Raw genomic sequence first — 21,624 nt, 5'->3', positions numbered from 1 at the left:
TCTAAAAGAGATGCATGATATATGTGTCTCTTTTTTTGTACGAAAAAATCAGGATGTATTTTGTGGAGGGAAGGAAAATAATGGAAGAAATAAAAAGGATTTCAGCGAATTTGCGTGACAATGAAAAATATATCAGGAAACGATGTGAAGACTGTGCTGATATTCTGATCCGCCCTATGCGTCTTGGTGAAGAACGCAAAGCTGACTGCCTCATGGTTTACATTGAAGTTGCAGTTTCAAATATGATGCTGGATGATTCCGCTTTGGGTAAGATGATCAATCATTTCTGGGAAATTTCTCCTGAAAAGATTCCGGAATTCCTTCGAAACAACAGTCTGGGAATCGCAGATGTGCAGCAGCTGCAGACGATGGATGAAGTATTTGGTGCAATTCTTTCCGGAAATGCTGTGTTTTTTATAGATGGCTATGACCGGGCAATGAAGATATCCAGTAAGGGTTATCCGGACATGGGGGTATCGCAGGCGGAATCCGAGAAAGTTCTGAGGGGATCCCGGGAAGGATTTTCGGATTCTGTAAAGACAAATTCTGCATTGGTGAGAAAAAGACTCCGGGATACCAGAATGAAAGTAGTGGAGAGTCAGAGTGGCGTTCGTTCTAATACGGTCGTACAGGTGCTGTACATGGAAGATCTGGTACAGGAAGAACTTCTGGAACAGGTAAAAAACAGACTGAAAGAGTATAAAGTGGATGGCATTCTGGACAGTGGAATGTTGGAGCAATTGACTGAGGAACCATGGTATTCTCCTTTTCCACAATATCAGGTGACGGAGAGACCTGACCGGGCAGCGCAGGAGCTGCTGAACGGGAAAGTAGTGATTTTGTGTGATAACTCTCCGTCGGCATTGATTCTGCCGGGTGCATTCAGTGGGTTTATGGAAAGCAGTGAGGACTGGTATCATCACTTTGAAATGGCTACATTTCTCAGAGTGCTTCGCTATCTTGCGTTGTTGACAGCAACATTGCTTCCGGGACTTTATCTGGCGGTGATACGGTTTCATACACAGATTCTTCCGACGAATCTTGTGCTTTCTTTTGCAGAGGCCAGAGGAGGCGTACCGTTTTCGAGCGTGGCAGAACTGATTTTGCTGGAGCTTGCTTTTGAACTGATCAGGGAAGCCGGAGTGCGGGTACCAGGAGCACTGGGAAATGCAATCGGCATTGTGGGAGGACTGATCATCGGTGATGCTGCAGTCAGTGCAAATCTTGTCAGCCCGATCGTGGTTATGATCGTTGCTCTGACAGCTCTGGGATCCATGGTGATTCCAGATGAAGAATTTGCTGCTGCATTTCGCCTGCTGAAATACGGTTTTTTGTTGTTGGGAGGTTTTCTGGGAATTTACGGAATTGTTTTGGGAATGTATCTCACTGCGGCTCATCTTGCAGGACTGCTGAGTTTTGGCGTACCATATCTGGTTCCATTCGTCCGGAAACAGCCAATTCGCAGGGTAGGAGACGGTATGATCCGCATTCCTTTTAAAACCAGAAAATATCGTCCGGTTTATGCCAGAAAGGAGCAGAGTCTGCGCTTGAGAAAAACGCGGGCATTTGAAGCGGGCAGTCAGAATAAAAAGGAGACGGACAGATGAAATACGCAGAAAATAATCGTATATCGCACAGACAGCTATATCGTCAGATCGTGCTTTCTTTTGCGGCACCATTTCTGATCTGCATTCCCGGAAAAAATGGGGTGCAGGGAGTGAATGGAGCGTTGGGGATTGGAATGGCGGTTTTGATCCTTCTGGTGTTTGTATTTTGGATGCTGCGGAGTACAGGTGGCTACACGGATCCGGTAAAATATCTCGGGAAGACTGGTGGAGGGATCCTTGGGCTATTTTTTATGGTGTATCTGATCATGAGTGGAGCATATCTGCTTACACTGATCGAACAGATCGTTCCGATATGGCTGATTTCCGGTATCTCGGGGAAATGGCTCTCTTTTCTGGCAGTGGCGGTATGTGCTTATGGAATGGATCGTGGAATGCAGCGCAGAGGACGGCTGGCGGATGTATCTGGAGGAATGTTTCTTCTGATCATTCTGCTTATCCTGCTTCTTTGTATTGGACAGGGAAAGACGGAATATCTGCGGGAGACATGGAACGAAGCAGGATTGGACGGAACGTATATTATGAGGGATGCGTATGGTTTTCTGTGTGCTTTTTCCGGTATAGGTTTACTTCCCTTTGCAATGAAGGATATTGAGAAAAAAGGAAGTACCGGAAAACCGATTTTTTACGCGATTTTGACAGTTGGGGGAATTCTGATGTTTGTGCTTTTCCTTCTTCCGGCTGTACTTGGGTGGAAGCGTATCCAGAAAGAAGTATATCCAATTCTTCCGCTTCTGGCAGGAGCGGATCTGCCGGGAAATGTACTGGCAAGATTTGATGTTCTGTGGATGGGATTTTTATTATACGGAATTCTTTTTGCGCTGGGAAGTCTGTTTCACTATGGAAATCAGATTCTGGATGCAGTACATCTTGGAAGTGGAAAATACTGGATGCCACTGGTGGTTTATCTGTTTTTTGCTGTTTCATGGAAAGGAATGCGTCCGGTGGATTTTTACGGAAGATATCTTGGATATATTTTTGTGCCGGGACTGCTTCTTATACAGATCTGGATGTATCTGAGGGGAAGTCACAGGAGGAGAAAAAAAGCTGCCGCAGCCATCGGCCTCCTGTTGGTCCTCACTATGAGTGTCAGTGGATGTGCCGGTATTGAACCGGAAAAAAGGATGTACCCACTCGCTATGGGAATAGATCTGGAAGAGTTGAATTATGTGCTTTCCTATGGAATGCCCAATCTGCCGCAGGCAACGGGACAGGGGAAAGATACAGAGGAAAATGCAGAGGTGCTGACACTGCGTGGGAACAGTTTTGAAGAGATGCAGGCACTTTATGAGCGTTCGCAGGAAAAGTATCTGGATATCGGACATTTGCAGATACTGGTTGTGGGGGCTGCATTACTGGATTCTGACAGATGGGAGGAGTTTTTGGAATATTTGAAGAAGGAGCCACTGGCGGGGGAAAACATTTATCTGTTTCGGGCGGAAAAGGCAGAAAACATCCTGAACTGGAGCAACAGCGATACCTCCCTGGGAGAATATCTGACCGGTCTTATGGAAAACCGGACATCCGGACAGCAGAAAAAGGGAGTGACACTGAGAGAGGTGTACCATCAGTGGTATCAGTATGGAACAGTACCAGCTCTGCCGGAGATTATTCTGACAGGAGAAGAAATCCAGGTTTATCTGAATGAAACGGAAAAAAATGTCAATACTTCTGGTGAGATGCAGACACCGGACAGAATGGGATGACTGACCGGTACTGGAACACAGGAGGCGAAATGATATGATGAAACGATTAAAAAAGGCAGAACACAGATTTTTTCTGTCTGTACTGATGGGGATGGTGGCAGGAACTTTGCTGATCGGATATCCGACGGGAACGGGACAGGGAAACGTGCTGGCATGGTGGGGCAGTATTTATCCGGAATTTTGTTTTTCTGAAAAAGTAGAAACAGGAGATGATTTCGGAGTCGAAAAAAATCAGACAGTTCAAAAACCAAAGATCTCCTTCTGGCTTGCGAAAGCCTTTGAGAGGTGGTAAGATGTTAGATAAGTCTGGAAAGGCGGTGCTTTTCCGGATACATAACACAGAACTGGAGAGTTATATATGAAGATAGATAGAGATGCACCTATTGGTGTGTTTGATTCCGGAGTAGGAGGTCTGACGGTTGCCCGTGAGATCATGAGAAATCTTCCTTCGGAAAAGATCGTTTATTTTGGTGATACTGCCAGAGTGCCTTATGGAAGCAAATCCAGAGATACGGTAATCCGCTACTCCAGACAGATCATTCATTTTCTGAGGAACCAGAATGTCAAGGCGATCGTGATCGCCTGCAATACAGCAAGTGCGTTTGCACTGGATGCGGTGAAGGATGATCTGGATATTCCTGTTCTGGGTGTGATCGGAGCAGGGGCCAAAGTTGCCGCACAGGAAACAGTAAATAAGCGGGTTGGTGTGATTGGTACTCTTGGTACGGTAGGAAGTGGAATCCATGAAACATACCTCAAGAAACTTGATCCGGAAATCACAGTGATCGGCAAGGCATGTCCGTTGTTTGTTCCTCTTGTAGAGGAAGGATGGCTTCACGATCCGGTAACGCTGGAAGTTGCAAACAGATATCTGCAGGAAATGAAAGACAAAGAAGTGGATACGCTGATTCTTGGATGTACGCATTATCCACTGATTCGTTCCACGATCAGGGAAGTTATGGGAGAAAAGGTTCGTCTGGTAAATCCGGCATATGAGACGGCACTTGAGCTGAAAAATCTGCTTGAACAGACAGATATGCTCAGTACCGGCAAACAGCAGGAAGAATTTCCTTATCGTTTTTATGTCAGTGATCTGGCAGATGAATTTAAAGAATTTGCAAATTCGATTCTTCCGTATGATGTGGAGATGACAAAGAAGATTGATATTGAAAAATATTAGGAGAAACAGATGAAAAAAGATGTGCTGATACATGTACGGGGACTTCAGATGATGGACCCGGAGGAAGAGCAGGAACCGATTGAGATTGTTGTTCCTGGACAATATTATTTTCGAAATGGGAGCCATTATCTCCGTTATGAAGAAATGATGGATGACACGGCAGTACCCACGGTTAATTATATCAAGATGTCCGCACAGGGTGTAGAAGTCCGGAAACAGGGGCAGGTAAATGTACATATGGTTTTTGAACAGGGAAAGAAAAATATGACTTTTTATTCCACACCGTTCGGAACACTTCAGATGGGTATCGCAGCGACCGGTCTGGAACTCGAGGAAGAGGATGATAATATCCGGTTAAAAGTAGATTATGCCCTGGATATGAATGAGGAACATGTGGCTGACTGTTATCTTACCGTGCAGGCGCAGTCCAGAGATTCTGAAGATTTTATTTTATAAATAAAACAGATCTGAAAAAATGCCCGGAAGGAGATCAAACCTTCCGGGCATTTCTGCATTGCGATATTATTTGTTGCGTAATCTTTTGAAGAAGCCTTTTTTCTTAGGTGCCGGTGTTTCAAGGGAACCACGGATACCTTTTACACCAACGATGTATAAACCGCTGACTTCGGCTTTTACTTCTTTTTTGACAGGAATCAGATCAAAGACTTTTTCGTCTGCGATCAGAATGGAAATCTTTGGTCCGACCTTTGCTTTAACGATTGGCAGTTTGGAACGACGCATAAGCTTTGGAGCCTGGTCGATCACCATCTGTGGAAGACCGGATTCTTTTAACGGAAGCCGTTTCTTATCAATGATCAGCATGGAAACTGTCTGTTTAGCTGCTTCAATCTGGGCCTGCTGTTCTTCTTGCTTTTTCTGAGCCTTTTTTCCAAAGAAATAAAGAGCGATCAGGGCACCGATCAGAATGACCAGAATCACAAGAAGGACGATGGTAAGTGTACTCATAGATACCCTCCTCAATATGTAATTTACAAATATTGTTATGCGAAATATATTCTAACATCATTTATTACAAAAGGCAAACAAATTCAGGAAAAATCACTAAAGAACAGGAAAAGCAGTGGCAAAGATTAAAGGAAATCGGTATAATAGAGAGAGGTTTTTGTACAAAAGATGTAATAAAATAAGAATGTCCGTGGGTACACTAAGAATTACAGAAAAAGATACATGGAGAGTTAGTATGGAAGGGAAAAACAACAGAACAAAAGAAGCAGAGAATAAACGAATGTATGGGGATGAAATAGAAAGAACAGAAGCCGAGGAACGGGAATTTCAGGAGCGTCGGGAACGTCGTCGCCGGAGAAGGATTGCGAGACGCAAAAGAGAACGCCGGAGAAAGATGATGATTCTTGGAATGACTGCAGTTATTACAGTTGTTGTGGCAGTCGGCGCAGTCAATGGAATCGTTCGTCATTTGGGAAACAGCAGCGGGCAGAAGAATTCCGGAGCAGTCAACAAGGGAAGTGAAAAAGCTTCCCAGGAAAATGCACAGAATGGCGAAAATACGCAAAATGCAGACAACAGTGCAAGCCCGTCTGATTCACAGAAGGATGTTCTTGCGCAGGCTTCTCTTCTGGCAGCGCAGTATGATTATGATAATGCTATTGAACTGCTTAAGAAGCAGAGCGGATTCAGTGAGAATGCAGATATGCAGAGCGCAGTAAAAGAGTATGAGAAAGAACGTGATTCCTGCCAGTCCTGGCCGCTGGAAGAAGTTACACATGTTTTTTATCATACGCTGATCAAAGATACTTCCAAGGCCTTTGACGGAGATTATAAAGAGGCTGACTATAATCAGGTCATGACAACGATTGATGAGTTTAACAAGATCACGGAGACTATGTATGAAAAAGGCTATGTCATGGTAAGCATTTATGATATGGCAACCGTGAATGATGACGGAACCATGACACCGGGGGAAATCCTTCTTCCACCGGGCAAGATTCCTTTTGTACTGTCACAGGATGATGTCTGCTATTATCATTATATGGATGGCGATGGATTTGCGACCAAGCTGGTTGTTGATGAGGATGGTAAGATAAAAAATGAATACGTCGAGGATGATGGAAGTGTGTCTGTAGGAGATTATGATATGGTTCCGTTGATCGACCGATTTGTAGAGGAACATCCTGATTTTTCATACAGAGGAGCAAAAGGAATCGTAGCACTGACTGGATACAATGGAATTCTTGGTTACAGGACTGACCAGAGTTATGAGACACGTCCGGCAGATCTGGACGCAAATAAAGTAGAATGGCTTAATGCACATCCGGATTTCAGCCTTGAAAAAGAGCGGGAAGGTGCAAAGAAAGTGGCCGAAGCAATGAAAGAGGATGGCTGGTTGTTTGCAAGCCATACCTGGGGACATCAGAATGTGGGACAGATTTCACTGGAGACATTGCAGGCTGATACCCAGAAATTTAAAGACAATGTTGATCCGCTGATTGGCGGCACAGATATTATTATTTTTGCATTTGGAACCGACCTTTGTGGAGCAGAAGATTATTCGGGAGATAAATTTGAATATCTGAAGAGTGTTGGATACAATTATTTCTGCAATGTGGATTCCAGCAAATATTATGTGCAGATCAGAGACCGGTATTTCCGTCAGGGGAGAAGAAATTTAGACGGATACCGTATGTACTATAATCCGGAGCTTCTGGAGGATCTGTTTGACGCGAAGAGCGTATTTGATCCGGCCAGACCGACACCGGTACCGCCGATGAGCTGAATGATTCAAGAGGGGAATAAAATATGAAAAAACGAACAATGATACTTACAGCCGTGTTCACGGCAGCAGTTCTGACTGTGGGAAGCAGTTATCTGCCTGACACGGGTGTGATAAAAGAAAAACTGGTGCAGACTGTATCAGCAGATACAAAAAATGCGAAGGATACAGAAGAAGATGATGTGCTTACCCAGGCAACGATCATGTACCAGCAGTATAATTATGATGAGGCAATCAAATTACTGAAGAATCAGGATGATTTTACAAAGAACAAAGACTATATGGATCTTGCTGCGAAATGTCAGATTGCGAAGAAATCGCTGGTAGAGTATCCTCTGGAACAGATCACACATGTGTTTTTTCATACACTGATCGAGGATACTTCCAGAGCTTTTGACGGAGATGCAAAGTCCGGAAATTATAATCAGGTTATGACGACGGTCAGTGAATTCAATAAGATCATCCAGATTATGTATGATAAAGGATATGTGCTGGTAAGTCCGCACGATATGGCAACAGTCAACAAAGATGGAACAATGAGCCGTGGTAAGATCATGGTGCCGGAAGGCAAGATTCCTTTTGTACTGTCACAGGATGATGTCAGTTATTATCATTATATGGATGGTGATGGATGTGCATCCAAACTGGTGCTCGATGAAAACGGGGATGTAAAGACGGAATATGTCGAAGCTGACGGAAGTGTATCGGTCGGGGATTATGATCTGGTGCCGCTTCTGGATTCTTTTATCAAAGAGCATCCGGATTTTTCTTATCATGGTCGTAAGGGAATCCTTGCAATGACCGGATATAATGGAGTATTAGGATACAGAACAGATATAGCCTACAAAACAAAAGAGGACCTTCAGGATGATCAGAAGAAGTTCCTCGAAGATAATCCGGATTTTGATTATGATCAGGATGTAAAAGATGCAACGAAAGTGGCAGATGCCATGAAGGCAGAGGGCTGGGAGTTTGCCAGTCATACCTGGGGTCATATGAATGCGACAGAGCGTTCAGCCGAAGATCTTCAGACAGATGATAAGAAATGGAAATCTTATGTGGCTCCGATTCTTGGAGACACTGATATGATCATTTTTGCATTTGGTGCAGATATTGGAGACTGGGAAGGATATTCGTCTGATAATCCTAAATTTGAGTACTATAAGAAAGCAGGATATGATTATTTCTGCAATGTAGATTCCAGTCAGTATTTTGTGCAGATCACGGATCAGTATTTCCGCCAGGGAAGAAGAAATCTGGATGGATACCGTATGTATTACAATCCGGAAATGCTGAGTGATCTTTTTGATGTATCTGAAGTCTGGGATTCCTCCAGACCGACACCGGTACCACCTATGTAACAGATGGGTACAGCTCACAGATTCGAAAGGAGTTTATTATTATGAAGAAAAAAGTAGTTGCTGTAATGCTGGTAATGTGTATGGCATTTTCCGCAGCAGCATGTGGAAAGGCAGCAGAAGATAACAAAACAGAGACAGCGAAAGATACAGAAGAAACCAAAGAGACTTCTGATGACAGCAAAAAAGATACGAAAGCCTCTTCTTCTGAAACAAGACTTGTTTCTGTTTCTGATGTTTCCGATTATATTACCATTGGTAAATATAAGGGTCTTACACTCAACAGAGTTTCACAGTCTGTCACAGAAGATGATATTCAGGCAGAGATTGATTATGAACTTGAAGATAAGGGGACAGAGGTCAAGGATGGAACGGTAGAAGAAGGGGATACAGTAACGATCAATTTTACCGGAACTATAGATGGAAAAGAATTTGATGGTGGTTCTGCAGAGGATTATGATCTTGTGGTCGGAGACGGTGGCATGATCGATGGGTTTGAAGACGGAATCATTGGCATGAAAAAGGGAGAAACGAAGGAGTTGGATCTGACTTTCCCGGAGGACTACTATGAAAGCTCCGTTGCGGGAAAAGATGTTGTTTTTGAGATCACACTTCAGAAATTTACCCGCCCGGCAGAGCTGAATGATGTCTGGGTCAAAGCAAATACGGATTATAATACCGTAGATGAGTATCGGGAGGCTGTAAAGAAGCAACTGGAGGATTCTGCGGCTGAATCTGCAGATTATGATCTTTACAGCAGTGCATGGAGCGAGGTACTTGCAGCTTCGGAGATAAAAGAATATCCAAAAGAAGATGTAGAACAGGCAACAGAAACATACAAAAAATTTACAGAAGATTATCTGAAACAGGCGGATATGGAACTGGCAGATTTCCTGGAAGCGCAGGGAATGACAGAGGATGAGTATAATGAACAGTGCCAGCAGTATGCGGAATCCAAAGTAGAACAGAATCTGATCGTGCAGGGAATCATGGATGCAGAAAATCTCAGTCTTGACAGTGACGATGCACAGAAAATCCAGGATGAACTGCTTCAGGAGTATGGATTTACCAGTCTGGACGAGATGATTGAGGCATATGGAGAACAGGAAGTGCAGGAATCACTGGGACTTCTGATGGTAGAACGCTATATTGTTGATCAGGCAACTATTAACGAAACAACAGGCACAGATGGCGAAGTTGCGAACGAAGACGCAGCGGGAGAAGATCTGGAACTGGATTCTGACGAAGAACTCGAAGTAACAGAAGAACCCGGAACAGAGGAAAGTGAGGATGCTGCAGCAGAGGATGACTCTGACGTGGCAAATGAAGGATGATAATCAAAAACGGAAATGTTTTTCAGGAAGATGGGACTTTTAAAAAACAGACACTTTATATAAAAAATCATAAGCTGGTTTCTGAGAATGAGATGACAGGAAAAGAGGAAATCCTGAATGCAGAGGGACTTCTGATCCTGCCTGGACTTGTGGATATCCACAGTCATGGAGCATATGGAAAAGATTTTTCAGATGGAGATGTGGACGGGTTAAAAGAAATCCTGAAATATGAGAGGCGTTCGGGAATTACATCCTATTGTCCTACTTCTATGACACTTCCAAAGGAACGGCTGATAAAGATTTTCCGGAGCATTGAGGAAGCACAGACAGCAGATGGAGCCTATGTGGCAGGCATCAACATGGAAGGGCCGTTTCTGGATCCTGCAAAAAAGGGTGCACATGTGGAAGAATGGATTGCAGAGCCGGATGCTGACTTCATGAAAGAGCTGAATGAGGTTGCAGGAGGAAAGATCCGTCTGGTTACGCTTGCACCGAATGTAAGCAGGGCTATGGACTTTATCAGAGAAATGCATGAGGAATTCTGTATTTCTCTGGGGCATACTGCGGCAGATTATGACTGCGCGAAAGAAGCTATGTCTCTGGGGGCACATCATGTGACGCATCTTTATAATGCCATGCAGCCACTGGCACACAGAGAACCAGGGCTGATCGGGGCTGCTATGGATGATCCTGACTGTATGGTAGAGCTGATCAGTGACGGATATCATATTCATCCATCAGTAGTAAGGGCAACCTTCCGGATGTTTGGCCCGGAGCGTGTAATCCTGATCAGTGATTCCATGCGCGCGACCGGAATGGAAAACGGTACATATGAGCTTGGTGGTCAGGAAGTTACGGTAAAAGACCGTAAAGCAGTGCTGAAAGACGGAACTCTGGCCGGTTCTGCGACGAATCTTTTTGACTGTATGTGCAAGGCAATAGAGTTTGGGGTACCGGTGGAACAGGCAATTTTTGCAGCCACACGAAATCCGGCAAAGAGCATAGGCATCTATGAACGGACAGGTTCTGTCTCCACCGGAAAAGAAGCGGATCTTGTACTGGTGACACCGGAGTTTGAATTGAAACAGGTTATCTGACATCTACATGCGTTCTGATGATTGTAAGCAGACAGACTTATTATTTCGGATTTAGTTCAGGAAATGTCATTGTAATTAAGAATTAAATGCGTTATGATAGTGAGTAAGAGACAAAAGTTATAGAAATACGCAGGTGGAATTAATGGATAAGAGAGTACTACGCGAACGAATGCGTAAAAAACAGCAGCAGCTGAGACGACGACAGATGATGAAAAAGGGTGCATGTGTCGTTGCAGTGCTTTTGGTAGTGATCTTTGTGATCCGGGGGATCATCCTTCCGGTGATCAATCGTGTCGGAGGCAAAAATGTGGATAAACCTTCACAGGTACAGGCAGAGGTTGAGACAACGAATGGTACAGATACAACAGATTCAGGAACGACAGATTCAGATGGAACGGATCAGAGTGAAGTGCAGACGAGTACCAATGCAGCAATCCGTCAGCCGCTGAAGGGCAAGAGCGATCTGACAAAGGCATCACAGCTTACTGCAGGATGGCATGATGACGAAAACGGCAAATGGTATCAGAATGCCGATGGTACATATTTTGCAGGCGGCATGCAGGAAATTGACGGTTCTACATATTATTTCAGCGATAATGGTTATGTCCAGACAGGATGGATCAGTGTTGGATTTGATGATTATTATTTCAATGATGATGGTACTTATGATCCAAGTCAGCACAAGACCAGAATAGCATTTACCTTTGATGATGGTCCTGGAGAATATACGGATGCACTTCTGGATTGTCTGGAAGAAAACAATGCACATGCAACGTTCTTTATGCTTGGACAGAATGTAGAGAACTGGCAGTCAGAGGTACAGAGAATGGTGGATATCGGCTGTGAGATCGGAAGTCATTCCTGGGATCACCCGAATCTCTTTAATCTGGATATTGACAGTGTGGCGAAACAGTTCTCTGATACAGATGCGGCACTGGAAGCAGCATGCGGACAGAAAGCAAGTGTTGCCAGGGCTCCATATGGAAACTGGAACGATGATATTGTTTCTACAGTAGGCAAGCCATTTTTTACATGGTCACTGGATTCTCTGGACTGGAGTTATAAGGATGTCAGCAAGGACTATGATGCGGTCATGAATGGGGATCTTACAGATGGTTCCATTATCCTGATGCATGATATTCATGAACCTTCTGTACAGGCTGCGATCCAAATGATTCCGGAGCTTGTCGCAAAGGGATACAAGCTTATGACAGTCAGCGAACTGGCAGCAGCCAAAGGGGTTACCTTACAGAATACGTGCTATTCTGATTTCTGGGACAGCTCCCTCAACAACGGACTGGTTGCCGGATATAGTGGAAACAGTACTTCTACAGATGGAAGCACAGACAGTACAGACGGATCCGATGCAGCTTCTTCTGACAGCAGTTCATCTGATTCAGGTAGTGGAAGCACGGATAGTAGTGACATCAGCGATGGAAGTTCCGACAGTGACGGATCTTCGGATGAGGATACGTCTTACGATGATGGATCTTCAGATGATGGGTCTTATGATGACTCGTCAGGAGATGACGGAGACTATTATGATGACAGCTCGTATGACGGCGATTATTCGGATGAAGAGTACTGATTAAAATGATTTTACAAAAGAGGACAGATTTGACGAAAGAAAGTCAGACTGCCCTCTTTTTTTCGGATTCAAGAGGGTTATTTTAATTGACGGAGGCAATACGGATTGGTATAATGTGACTATAAAATTCAAAAATATCAGCATCATAAATGTGCATAATGCTGATGAATGGCACGGGGAAAGCAAGAGTGCCGGAATCAAATAACGGTTAAGGGAGGTACGTTTGAATGGGAGAGAAGTTGCAGTTTACAGAACTGGATCAGTATCTGTTCGGACAGGGAACCCATTACGACATCTATAAGAAATTAGGGGCGCATCCAACTACACAGAGACGTAAAAAAGGTGTGTATTTTGCAGTGTGGGCACCGAATGCAAGATCGGTTTCCGTTGTCGGTGATTTTAATAACTGGGATACACAGGCAAATCCAATGCAGAAGACAGGTCCGATTGGAGTATATGAGACGTTTATACCTGGAGCAAAGGTTGGAGATCTGTATAAGTTTTATATTATTGGCTATCATGGAGAAGAATTATACAAAGCAGATCCATATGGCAATGAAGCAGAGTTAAGACCTGGAACAGCATCCAGAGTAGCAGATATCACAGACTACAAGTGGAAAGATACTACATGGATGAAGAAACGTCCGGAATTTGATGAGAACAGAAGTCCGATGGCAATCTATGAGGTACATCCGGGTTCCTGGAAAAAACATGAAGCAAAGAATGAGGATGATCCGGGATATTACAATTATCGTGAGCTTGCTCATGAACTTGCTGCCTATGTGAAGAAAATGGGCTATACACATGTAGAGCTTATGGGAATCGCAGAGCATCCGTTTGATGGATCCTGGGGATATCAGGTAACTGGCTATTATGCTCCGACCTCCCGCTATGGAACAGTTCAGGATTTTAAATATATGATCGATTATCTGCATCGAAACAAGATCGGTGTCATTTTGGACTGGGTACCGGCACACTTCCCGAAGGATGCACATGGACTGGCAAATTTTGACGGTACTGCGGTTTATGAACATGAAGACCCGAGACAGGGAGAGCATCCGGACTGGGGGACCAAGATTTATAATTATGGCCGTCCGGAAGTCAAAAACTTCCTGATTGCGAATGCTCTTTACTGGGTTGAAGAGTGTCATGTAGATGGCCTCCGTGTAGATGCTGTAGCTTCTATGCTGTATCTGGATTATGGTAAGAAAGACGGCGAATGGGTTGCCAACAAATATGGCGACAACAAGAACCTGGAAGCAATCGAATTTTTCAAACATCTGAATACAGTAGTTCTTGGCAGAAATCATGGAACTGTTATGATTGCAGAAGAATCCACTGCATGGCCGCAGGTTACAGGCAAAGCTGAGGATGGGGGACTTGGATTTTCACTGAAATGGAATATGGGTTGGATGAATGATTTTCTTGAGTATATGAAACTGGATCCGTATTTCCGTAAAGATAACCATAATAAGATGACGTTCTCTATGACTTATGCATACAGTGAGAAATATGTGCTTGTCATTTCTCATGATGAAGTTGTACATCTGAAATGCTCTATGGTTAATAAGATGCCGGGATATCCGGAAGAAAAGATTCGTAATCTGAAAGCCGCTTATGCATTTATGCTGTTCCATCCAGGAAAGAAACTTCTGTTCATGGGGCAGGAGTTCGGGCAGCTGCGTGAATGGAGCGAAGAGAGAGAACTTGACTGGTATCTTCTGAATGAAGAACCGCATCAGGATCTGCAGGAATTTGTGAAGACACTGTTACATATGTATACCAAGTATCCTGCCCTGTATGCCGGCGATAATGATCCGAATGGTTTTGAGTGGATCAATGCAGATGATGCATACAGAAGCATTTTCAGTCTGGTAAGAAAATCACCGACAAAGAGAAACAATCTTCTGTTTGTGGTTAACTTTACCCCGGTTGATCGTCCGGATTATCGTGTAGGCGTTCCGAAGAAGAAACAGTACAAGCTGATTATGGATGAACATGGACTTCTGGATAAACCGAAGGTATTCAAGGCAGAAGCACAGGAGTGTGACCACAGAGAGTTTTCATTTGGCTATTCACTTCCAGGCTATGGTGTTGCAGTATTTACTTATTAATATGTATTCCTGTGAATAATTACAAATATTCATTGGAATCGTCATATAATTTTGACAGTAAAAGTCATTGCAATTTAATAAGATATGGTTTATACTGAACGCGACTGAGGGAAAGAAATCAATAAGTACCCCAGTATGTAATGAAATGCAGTAAATTGACAATAATAATAAAGATTCCGAAAGGAGAATTACAATGAAAGTATCCAATATTAAAGACATCGAAAAGTTTTTTGAAGTAGTAGACAGCTGCCAGGGAAAAGTTGAACTGGTAACAGGTGAAGGCGACAGACTGAACCTCAAATCCAAACTGTCTCAGTATGTATCTCTTGCAAATATCTTCTCCGGCGGAGAAATTCCGGAACTTGAGATTGTAGCATATGAGAAAGAAGATATCGACAAACTTCTCAGCTTCATGATCAACGGTTGATTTCAGCAGATATTGAATGGGGGCGTGACTGGTTCATGTCCCCATTATCCATATCAAATGGGATAACAGTTACTGTGTAAGATGAGCAGTAGCGGATAATAACCAGGGGGTATGTTATGCCTCCTGGTCAAATTACGTTATAAGTTAGTGATAAATAACAAATAATATAAGCATGATCTTGCCTTCGGGCAGAAAGAGAGGAAATGCAATCATGGAAAAAACTAAAATTGATATTATCTCCGGTTTTCTTGGAGCCGGTAAAACAACACTGATCAAAAAACTTCTGAAAGATGCTTTTCAGGGTGAACAGGTCGTTCTGATCGAGAATGAATTTGGTGAAATCGGTATCGATGGAGGATTTCTCAAAGAAGCAGGCATTCAGATTCGTGAAATGAATTCCGGATGTATCTGTTGCTCACTGGTTGGCGATTTTGGGGCATCTCTGAAAGAAGTTATCAGCAAATATCATCCGGACAGAATCCTGATCGAGCCATCTGGCGTTGGTAAATTATCTGATGTCATCAAGGCTGTGCAGGGAGTAGAAGAAGAGACCGGACTGGTTCTGAACAGCTACACAACTGTTGTTGATGCAAAGAAATGCAAAATGTATATGAGAAACTTTGGGGAGTTCTTTAATAATCAGGTTGAATATGCAGGTGCGATCATCATGAGCCGTACAGATATCGTTGATGAAGCAAAAGCACAGGCATCTCTGGAACTGCTTCGTGAGATCAACTCCAAAGCAGCAATCATCACAACACCGATTGAGAAACTGGAAGGAAAGAAACTCCTTGAAGTTATGGAGCATCCGGTATCTCTGGAGCAGGAACTTCTGGCAGAAGAGGAAGTTTGCCCGGAATGTGGACATGTGCATGAACATGGGGAACATCACCATCATGATCATGAAGAGCATGAGCATCATCATCACGACCATGATGAAGAATGCGGATGCGGACATGACCACGATCACGAAGAGCATGAGCATCATCATCACGACCATGATGAAGAATGCGGATGCGGACATGACCATGATCACGAAGAGCATGAACATCATCATCACGATCATGACCATGAATGCGGATGTGGACACGATCATCATGACCATCACCATCATCATGCAGATGAAGTATTCACAAGCTGGGGCCGTGAGACAATTAAGAAATATACAAGAGAAAATCTTGAGAAGATGCTGGAAGCTCTTTCTGCATCTGATGAATATGGAATCATCCTTCGTGCAAAAGGAATGCTTCCTGCAGAAGACGGAACATGGATTTATTTTGACATGGTTCCGGAAGAAACAGAGATTCGCGAGGGTGCACCGGAATATACAGGACGCCTCTGCGTAATCGGATCCAAACTGAAAGAGGACAAACTGGCTGAACTCTTTGGCCTGTAATCATAGAGGAGAACACAGACAATGGATGAAATCAAAGTACCGATTTATTTAATGACCGGTTTCCTGGAAAGCGGCAAGACTTCTTTCCTGAGTTTTACCATACAGCAGGATTATTTTCACACCGATGGAAAAACTTTGCTGATTCTCTGCGAAGAGGGCGAGGAAGAATATGATCCGGCGATGCTGGAAGCGAATAATACAGTTGTTGAAGTTGTAGAAAACGAAGAAGATTTTACAACGGACAGACTGGTTGCAATGGATATCCTTCATCAGCCGGAACGTGTCATTATTGAATATAATGGCATGTGGCTGGTAAGCAACTTCGAAAAAATGCAGCTTCCAAAAGGCTGGGGAGTAGAGCAGCAGATTACCTGCGTAGATGGAAGTACGTTCCAGATGTATATGGCAAACATGAAATCCATTTTCATGGATATGATAAAAAATACAGATATGGTTATCTTTAACCGTTGTAAACAGGATGATCCGCTTCCGACGTATCGTCGTGGAATCAAAGTGGCCAATCAGAGAGCGGAGGTCATCTTTGAAGATGAAGAAGGCGAGCTGGGAGATATTTTCCAGGATGAAATGCCATTTGATATGGATGCACCTGTCATTGAAATTCTTCCGGAAGACTATGGTATCTGGTTCGTAGATGCAATGGATCATCCGGAAAACTATGAAGGAAAAACTGTCAAATTTAAGGCAAGGGTCATGAAACCACGTGGAATGGGAAGTAAATTCTTTGTTCCGGGACGTACTGCAATGACCTGTTGTGCAGATGATACCACATTCCTGGGATATGTATGCAGGAGTGCCTATGCACCGAAGCTGACACCTGGACAGTGGGTAGAGGTCACAGCAAAAGTAAGTGTTGAAAGACGTAATGAATATCAGGGTGAAGAAGGTGTCGTACTTGACGCAGAGTATGTGGAACCATGTGAAGCCCTGGAAGATGAAATGGTTTACTTTAATTAATACAGCGAGGAAATTCTGATGTATCTGATCGTAGGTTTGGGAAATCCCGGAAGGCAGTATGAAGCCACACGCCATAACATGGGATTTGATGTAATAGATAAGCTGGTGGAGGAATATGATATTCCACAGGCAGGCGTGAAATTCAATGCCATGTACGGAAAAGGAAGAATCGGAGGACAGCCGGTCATTCTGATGAAACCGCTTTCCTATATGAATCTCAGCGGAGGTCCTGTCCGGGATATGGCAAACTACTTCAAAATCGATCCGGAGACAGAGATGATAGTCGTTTATGATGACATTGATCTGGAACCGGGACAGCTTCGCATTCGCAAGAAGGGCAGTGCCGGAGGACATAATGGAATCAAGCATATCATCCAGCAGTTAGGCACACAGACATTCGTTCGTATCAAGGTCGGAGTCGGTGCCAAACCAAAGGGCTGGGATCTGGCAGATCATGTGCTCGGAAGATTTAGCAGTGATGAGCGCAAGCTGGTGGAAGAAGCGCAGGACAGAGCCTGCAAAGCTGTAGAGATGATCCTGGCTGACAGTGTAGACGCAGCTATGAATGAATTCAACAAGAAAACGGGGAATGTATGAAGACATTTTTGCAGCCTCTGCAGAATCTTGCAGAGATGGAAGAAATACAGAAACAGGCAAAAAAGAATCATGGAATTCTGGAGATCAGTGGTTGTATAGAGTCCCAGAAAGCTCATTTTATGTATGGGCTTTCCGGGCTTTTTCCATGTCATCTGGTAATTGCAGCAGATGAAAAATCCGCAAAAGAATTATATGAAGATTATCGTTTTTATGATAAACAGGTATATTACTATCCCGCAAAGGATTTTTTATTTTTTCAGGCAGATATCCATGGGAATCTGCTGATCCGTCAACGTATGCAGGTGATCCGTGCACTTCTGGAACGAGAAAATGAAATTACGGTTGTTACCAGTATTGATGGATGTATGGATTATCTTGCACCATTGGAAAAAATAGAAAAGCAGCTGATTCATTTTCGTAATGACAGCAGTCTGGATATGGATAAACTGATGGCAGCACTTGTTCATATGGGTTATGAACGTGTAGGACAGGTGGAAATGCCGGGACAGTTTTCGATTCGAGGCGGAATCATTGATATCTATTCTCTGACGGAGGAGAATCCCTGGCGCATTGAGCTTTGGGGAGATGAGATCGACTCGATCCGCAGCTTTGATGCACAGAGTCAGCGTTCTCTGGAAAATCTGGATGAGATTACAATTTATCCGGCGTCAGAACAGCCAATGGAAAAAAATGGAGTATCTTTTCTTGATTATTTTGAGGATAAAGATTCGATTATTTTTCTGGATGAACTGAATCATCTGGAAGAGAATGCAAAGGATGTTTCAGAGGAATTTCAGCAGAGTTGTCGTAATCGACAGGAAAAAGGGGAGGCGAATCTTTCCATCAACTGGATGTGCGACTGGGAAGAACTCTGTCATAAACTGAACAGCCGAAATTGTGTTGCCATGTCTCTGCTGGATCCGCGAAGATCTGGGTGGAAGATATCCGGATTGTTTAACATCACCGTGAAATCTATGGGTTCTTATCAGAGCAGTTTTGAACTTCTGGTAAAAGATCTGAAACAATACAAAAAAGACGGATACCAGATTGTGCTGCTGTCAGGATCCAGAACCCGTGCAGAACGTCTGGCAAAGGATCTGCAGGAAGAAGGCCTGAGTGCTTTTTACGGACAGGATTCAGACCGTATCCTGCAGCCTGGGGAGATCATGGTGGCTTATGGTCATGCACGTAAAGGATTTGAATATCCGCTGATTAAGTTTGCGGTCATCACAGAAACGGATATTTTTGGTAAAGAGCAGAAGAAGTGCAAAAAGAAAAAAGAGTATAACGGAAAGAGGATTCAGGATTTCTCGGAACTTTCGATAGGAGATTATGTGGTTCATGAAAAACATGGACTTGGCATCTACAAAGGTATCGAGAAGGTTGCAGTAGATAAAGTTGCAAAAGATTATATCAAGATCGAGTATCGTAATGGAAGTAATCTGTATATCCTTGCAACCCAGCTGGATGCATTGCAGAAATACTCCGGTGCGGAGACGGCAAAACCGCCGAAGCTGAACCGCCTTGGCGGACAGGAATGGAAAAAGACGAAGTCCAGAGTCCGTGGTGCGGTACAGAATATCGCCCGGGAACTGGTAGAGCTCTATGCTGTCCGTCAGGAAAAAGAGGGATATGTCTGTGGACCGGATACTGTATGGCAGCGAGAGTTTGAGGAAATGTTCCCGTATGAGGAAACCGAGGATCAGCTTGCAGCGATCGAGGACACCAAAAAGGATATGGAAAGCACCAAGATCATGGATCGTCTTGTGTGCGGGGATGTTGGATATGGCAAGACGGAGGTGGCACTGAGGGCTGCCTTTAAGGCCGTGCAGGAGAGCCGGCAGGTCGTATATCTTGTACCGACTACGATTCTTGCACAACAGGTCTATAACACCTTTATCCAGCGAATGAAAGAGTTTCCGGTGAGGGTGGATCTGCTCTGCCGTTTCCGAACAGCAGCGCAGCAGAAAAAAACAATTGCGGATCTGAAAAAGGGCCAGGTGGATATTGTTGTCGGCACACACAGAGTACTTTCCAAAGATGTGGAATATAAGAATCTGGGACTTTTGATCATTGATGAGGAGCAGCGTTTCGGTGTCGTTCACAAAGAAAAAATCAAACAATTGAAGAAGGATATTGATGTGCTGACGCTGACAGCAACGCCGATTCCGCGAACGCTTCATATGAGTATGATCGGTATCCGCGATATGAGTGTTCTGGAAGAGCCTCCAATGGACCGTGTACCGATTCAGACATACGTTATGGAGTATGACGAAGAAACAGTAAGAGAAGCAATCAATCGTGAACTTCGAAGAGGCGGGCAGGTATATTATGTGTATAACCGTGTCAATGACATTGCGGATGTGGCGGCAAGGATCGCAAAGCTTCTGCCGGATGCAAGGGTGGATTTTGCACATGGACAGATGAGTGAGCGTGAACTGGAAGCTGTCATGTATGCTTTTATCAACGGAGAAATCGATGTGCTGGTTTCTACGACGATCATTGAGACCGGTCTTGATATTTCAAATGTGAATACCATGATCATTCATGATTCAGATCGCTATGGTCTTTCGCAGTTGTATCAGCTCCGTGGAAGGATCGGGCGTTCGAACCGTACTGCCTATGCATTCCTGATGTATCGCCGGAATACGATGCTGAAAGAGACTGCAGAGAAACGTCTTTCTGCGATCAGGGAATATACGGATCTGGGAAGTGGATTCAAGATTGCGATGCGCGATCTGGAACTTCGTGGTGCAGGAAATCTGCTCGGGGCGGAACAGCATGGGCACATGAATGCAGTTGGATATGATCTGTATTGTAAGATGCTCAGTGAGGCGGTCAAAGAGGCAAAAGGAATTCATATCATGGAAGATTTTGAGACAACGATCGATCTGAATATGGATGCATTTATTCCGGATTCCTATATCAGTAACGAATATCAGAAGCTGGATATTTACAAGCGAATTGCGGGAATCGAGACGCAACAGGATTATGATGATATGCTGGAAGAGCTTCTGGATCGTTTTGGAGAGCTGCCGAAGGCTGTGTTGAATCTCTTGTCGATTGCCCGTATGAAAGCGCTGGCGCACCGCTGCTATGTGGTGGAGATCAAACAGCTTGGAAAAGACCTGAAGATCACGTTGTATGAGCGCGCAAAACTGAATCCGGCCGGAATTCCTGTACTGATGCAGAAATACAGAAGAGGTTTACAGTTCAAGAATGAGCAGGAGCCGAAATTTATCTTTACGCCGGAGGGTGTCGGAAATCTTCTGACAGCACTGACGGGTTTCCTGACAGAACTGGAAACACTTGTGGAAGAGTAAGGCGGAAGATTATTTCAAAAAACCTTTATGAAGAGAATTTAATATAAGAAATATATGGGGAGAATCTGTGAAATATCCGTGAAAAACGGCTATTTTTATGATTCTCCTTGCTCTTAAAGGGAAAAAAGTTTATACTCTTATTTATATGCTGTACT

At 43.9% G+C, this 21,624-nt stretch carries 17 protein-coding genes; 16 read left to right on the top strand and 1 reads right to left on the bottom strand.

What is annotated here, in order from left to right:
- Window positions 1–80: 80 nt before the first annotated feature.
- The 5 genes from KQI91_RS12880 (at window position 81) to KQI91_RS12860 (ending at window position 4,967) form a co-directional block, all read left to right on the top strand.
- Window positions 81–1,607 carry a spore germination protein gene (locus tag KQI91_RS12880; RefSeq protein WP_216393182.1) on the top strand — a complete coding sequence of 509 codons (1,527 nt, stop codon included), beginning with the start codon at window positions 81–83 and terminating at the stop codon, window positions 1,605–1,607.
- Window positions 1,604–3,331, top strand: coding sequence for a GerAB/ArcD/ProY family transporter (locus KQI91_RS12875; protein ID WP_216393181.1), 1,728 nt, complete (start codon window positions 1,604–1,606; stop codon window positions 3,329–3,331). The genes KQI91_RS12880 and KQI91_RS12875 overlap by 4 nt, the downstream gene beginning before the upstream one ends.
- A 34-nt stretch (window positions 3,332–3,365) precedes the next feature.
- Window positions 3,366–3,623, top strand: coding sequence for a hypothetical protein (locus tag KQI91_RS12870; RefSeq protein ID WP_216393180.1), 258 nt, complete (start codon window positions 3,366–3,368; stop codon window positions 3,621–3,623).
- A gap of 66 nt (window positions 3,624–3,689) precedes the next feature.
- Window positions 3,690–4,511: a glutamate racemase gene (gene murI / locus KQI91_RS12865; protein ID WP_216393179.1), complete on the top strand. Its 822-nt coding sequence runs from the start codon at window positions 3,690–3,692 to the stop codon at window positions 4,509–4,511.
- 9 nt (window positions 4,512–4,520) lie between these two features.
- The gene (locus KQI91_RS12860; protein ID WP_216393178.1) at window positions 4,521–4,967 is read left to right on the top strand and encodes a DUF1934 domain-containing protein; all 447 of its coding nucleotides are present in this window, start codon (window positions 4,521–4,523) and stop codon (window positions 4,965–4,967) included.
- Between the two features lie 66 nt (window positions 4,968–5,033).
- Here KQI91_RS12860 and KQI91_RS12855 read toward each other — a convergent pair whose 3' ends face one another.
- Entirely contained in the window at window positions 5,034–5,477 is a 444-nt protein-coding gene (locus KQI91_RS12855) for a hypothetical protein (RefSeq protein ID WP_216393177.1), read from the bottom strand.
- A 235-nt stretch (window positions 5,478–5,712) separates the two neighbouring features.
- Between KQI91_RS12855 and KQI91_RS12850 the strand changes: the two genes are divergently transcribed.
- The 11 genes from KQI91_RS12850 (at window position 5,713) to mfd (ending at window position 21,469) form a co-directional block, all read left to right on the top strand.
- Window positions 5,713–7,263 (top strand): polysaccharide deacetylase family protein, encoded by a 1,551-nt coding sequence (locus KQI91_RS12850; protein WP_216393176.1) that lies wholly within the window; start codon window positions 5,713–5,715, stop codon window positions 7,261–7,263.
- A gap of 23 nt (window positions 7,264–7,286) precedes the next feature.
- A complete protein-coding gene (locus KQI91_RS12845) occupies window positions 7,287–8,621 on the top strand; it encodes a polysaccharide deacetylase family protein (RefSeq protein ID WP_216393175.1) in 1,335 nt (444 codons plus the stop codon).
- 41 nt (window positions 8,622–8,662) lie between these two features.
- A complete protein-coding gene (gene tig / locus KQI91_RS12840; RefSeq protein WP_216393174.1) occupies window positions 8,663–9,952 on the top strand; it encodes a trigger factor in 1,290 nt (429 codons plus the stop codon).
- Entirely contained in the window at window positions 9,949–11,049 is a 1,101-nt protein-coding gene (gene nagA / locus KQI91_RS12835) for an N-acetylglucosamine-6-phosphate deacetylase (RefSeq protein ID WP_216393173.1), read from the top strand. The genes tig and nagA overlap by 4 nt, the downstream gene beginning before the upstream one ends.
- 142 nt (window positions 11,050–11,191) lie before the next feature.
- On the top strand, window positions 11,192–12,637 hold the full coding sequence (locus KQI91_RS12830; RefSeq protein WP_216393172.1) for a polysaccharide deacetylase family protein: 1,446 nt from the start codon (window positions 11,192–11,194) through the stop codon (window positions 12,635–12,637).
- A gap of 227 nt (window positions 12,638–12,864) precedes the next feature.
- The gene (glgB, locus tag KQI91_RS12825) at window positions 12,865–14,751 is read left to right on the top strand and encodes a 1,4-alpha-glucan branching protein GlgB (RefSeq protein ID WP_216393171.1); all 1,887 of its coding nucleotides are present in this window, start codon (window positions 12,865–12,867) and stop codon (window positions 14,749–14,751) included.
- 193 nt (window positions 14,752–14,944) lie between these two features.
- Window positions 14,945–15,178, top strand: a complete 234-nt coding sequence (locus tag KQI91_RS12820; RefSeq protein ID WP_022387919.1) for a hypothetical protein — start codon at window positions 14,945–14,947, stop codon at window positions 15,176–15,178.
- 211 nt (window positions 15,179–15,389) lie between these two features.
- On the top strand, window positions 15,390–16,574 hold the full coding sequence (locus KQI91_RS12815; protein WP_216393170.1) for a CobW family GTP-binding protein: 1,185 nt from the start codon (window positions 15,390–15,392) through the stop codon (window positions 16,572–16,574).
- A 21-nt stretch (window positions 16,575–16,595) separates the two neighbouring features.
- The gene (locus tag KQI91_RS12810; RefSeq protein ID WP_216393169.1) at window positions 16,596–17,549 is read left to right on the top strand and encodes a TIGR03943 family putative permease subunit; all 954 of its coding nucleotides are present in this window, start codon (window positions 16,596–16,598) and stop codon (window positions 17,547–17,549) included.
- A gap of 18 nt (window positions 17,550–17,567) precedes the next feature.
- Entirely contained in the window at window positions 17,568–18,146 is a 579-nt protein-coding gene (gene pth / locus KQI91_RS12805; RefSeq protein ID WP_216393168.1) for an aminoacyl-tRNA hydrolase, read from the top strand.
- On the top strand, window positions 18,143–21,469 hold the full coding sequence (mfd, locus tag KQI91_RS12800) for a transcription-repair coupling factor (protein ID WP_216393167.1): 3,327 nt from the start codon (window positions 18,143–18,145) through the stop codon (window positions 21,467–21,469). The genes pth and mfd overlap by 4 nt, the downstream gene beginning before the upstream one ends.
- Window positions 21,470–21,624: the final 155 nt, after the last annotated feature.

It is taken from the genome of Blautia sp. MSJ-19 (genome assembly GCF_018918125.1).
Classification (GTDB): Bacteria; Bacillota; Clostridia; order Lachnospirales; family Lachnospiraceae; genus Blautia_A.
The sequence above is the reverse complement of the archived record's forward strand: the minus strand, read 5'-3'. Positions and strand labels throughout refer to the sequence as shown.

Excerpts from the sequence above, each read along its gene's own strand:
- nagA (WP_216393173.1), top strand. The coding sequence starts at position 9,949 with ATGATAATCAAAAACGGAAATGTTTTTCAGGAAGATGGGACTTTTAAA.
- KQI91_RS12850 (WP_216393176.1), top strand. The coding sequence starts at position 5,713 with ATGGAAGGGAAAAACAACAGAACAAAAGAAGCAGAGAATAAACGAATG.
- mfd (WP_216393167.1), top strand. The coding sequence starts at position 18,143 with ATGAAGACATTTTTGCAGCCTCTGCAGAATCTTGCAGAGATGGAAGAA.
- pth (WP_216393168.1), top strand. The coding sequence starts at position 17,568 with ATGTATCTGATCGTAGGTTTGGGAAATCCCGGAAGGCAGTATGAAGCC.
- KQI91_RS12820 (WP_022387919.1), top strand. The coding sequence starts at position 14,945 with ATGAAAGTATCCAATATTAAAGACATCGAAAAGTTTTTTGAAGTAGTA.
- KQI91_RS12815 (WP_216393170.1), top strand. The coding sequence starts at position 15,390 with ATGGAAAAAACTAAAATTGATATTATCTCCGGTTTTCTTGGAGCCGGT.
- KQI91_RS12860 (WP_216393178.1), top strand. The coding sequence starts at position 4,521 with ATGAAAAAAGATGTGCTGATACATGTACGGGGACTTCAGATGATGGAC.
- KQI91_RS12880 (WP_216393182.1), top strand. The coding sequence starts at position 81 with ATGGAAGAAATAAAAAGGATTTCAGCGAATTTGCGTGACAATGAAAAA.
- murI (WP_216393179.1), top strand. The coding sequence starts at position 3,690 with ATGAAGATAGATAGAGATGCACCTATTGGTGTGTTTGATTCCGGAGTA.
- KQI91_RS12845 (WP_216393175.1), top strand. The coding sequence starts at position 7,287 with ATGAAAAAACGAACAATGATACTTACAGCCGTGTTCACGGCAGCAGTT.
- KQI91_RS12875 (WP_216393181.1), top strand. The coding sequence starts at position 1,604 with ATGAAATACGCAGAAAATAATCGTATATCGCACAGACAGCTATATCGT.
- KQI91_RS12830 (WP_216393172.1), top strand. The coding sequence starts at position 11,192 with ATGGATAAGAGAGTACTACGCGAACGAATGCGTAAAAAACAGCAGCAG.
- KQI91_RS12855 (WP_216393177.1), bottom strand. The coding sequence starts at position 5,477 with ATGAGTACACTTACCATCGTCCTTCTTGTGATTCTGGTCATTCTGATC.
- tig (WP_216393174.1), top strand. The coding sequence starts at position 8,663 with ATGAAGAAAAAAGTAGTTGCTGTAATGCTGGTAATGTGTATGGCATTT.
- glgB (WP_216393171.1), top strand. The coding sequence starts at position 12,865 with ATGGGAGAGAAGTTGCAGTTTACAGAACTGGATCAGTATCTGTTCGGA.
- KQI91_RS12810 (WP_216393169.1), top strand. The coding sequence starts at position 16,596 with ATGGATGAAATCAAAGTACCGATTTATTTAATGACCGGTTTCCTGGAA.
- KQI91_RS12870 (WP_216393180.1), top strand. The coding sequence starts at position 3,366 with ATGATGAAACGATTAAAAAAGGCAGAACACAGATTTTTTCTGTCTGTA.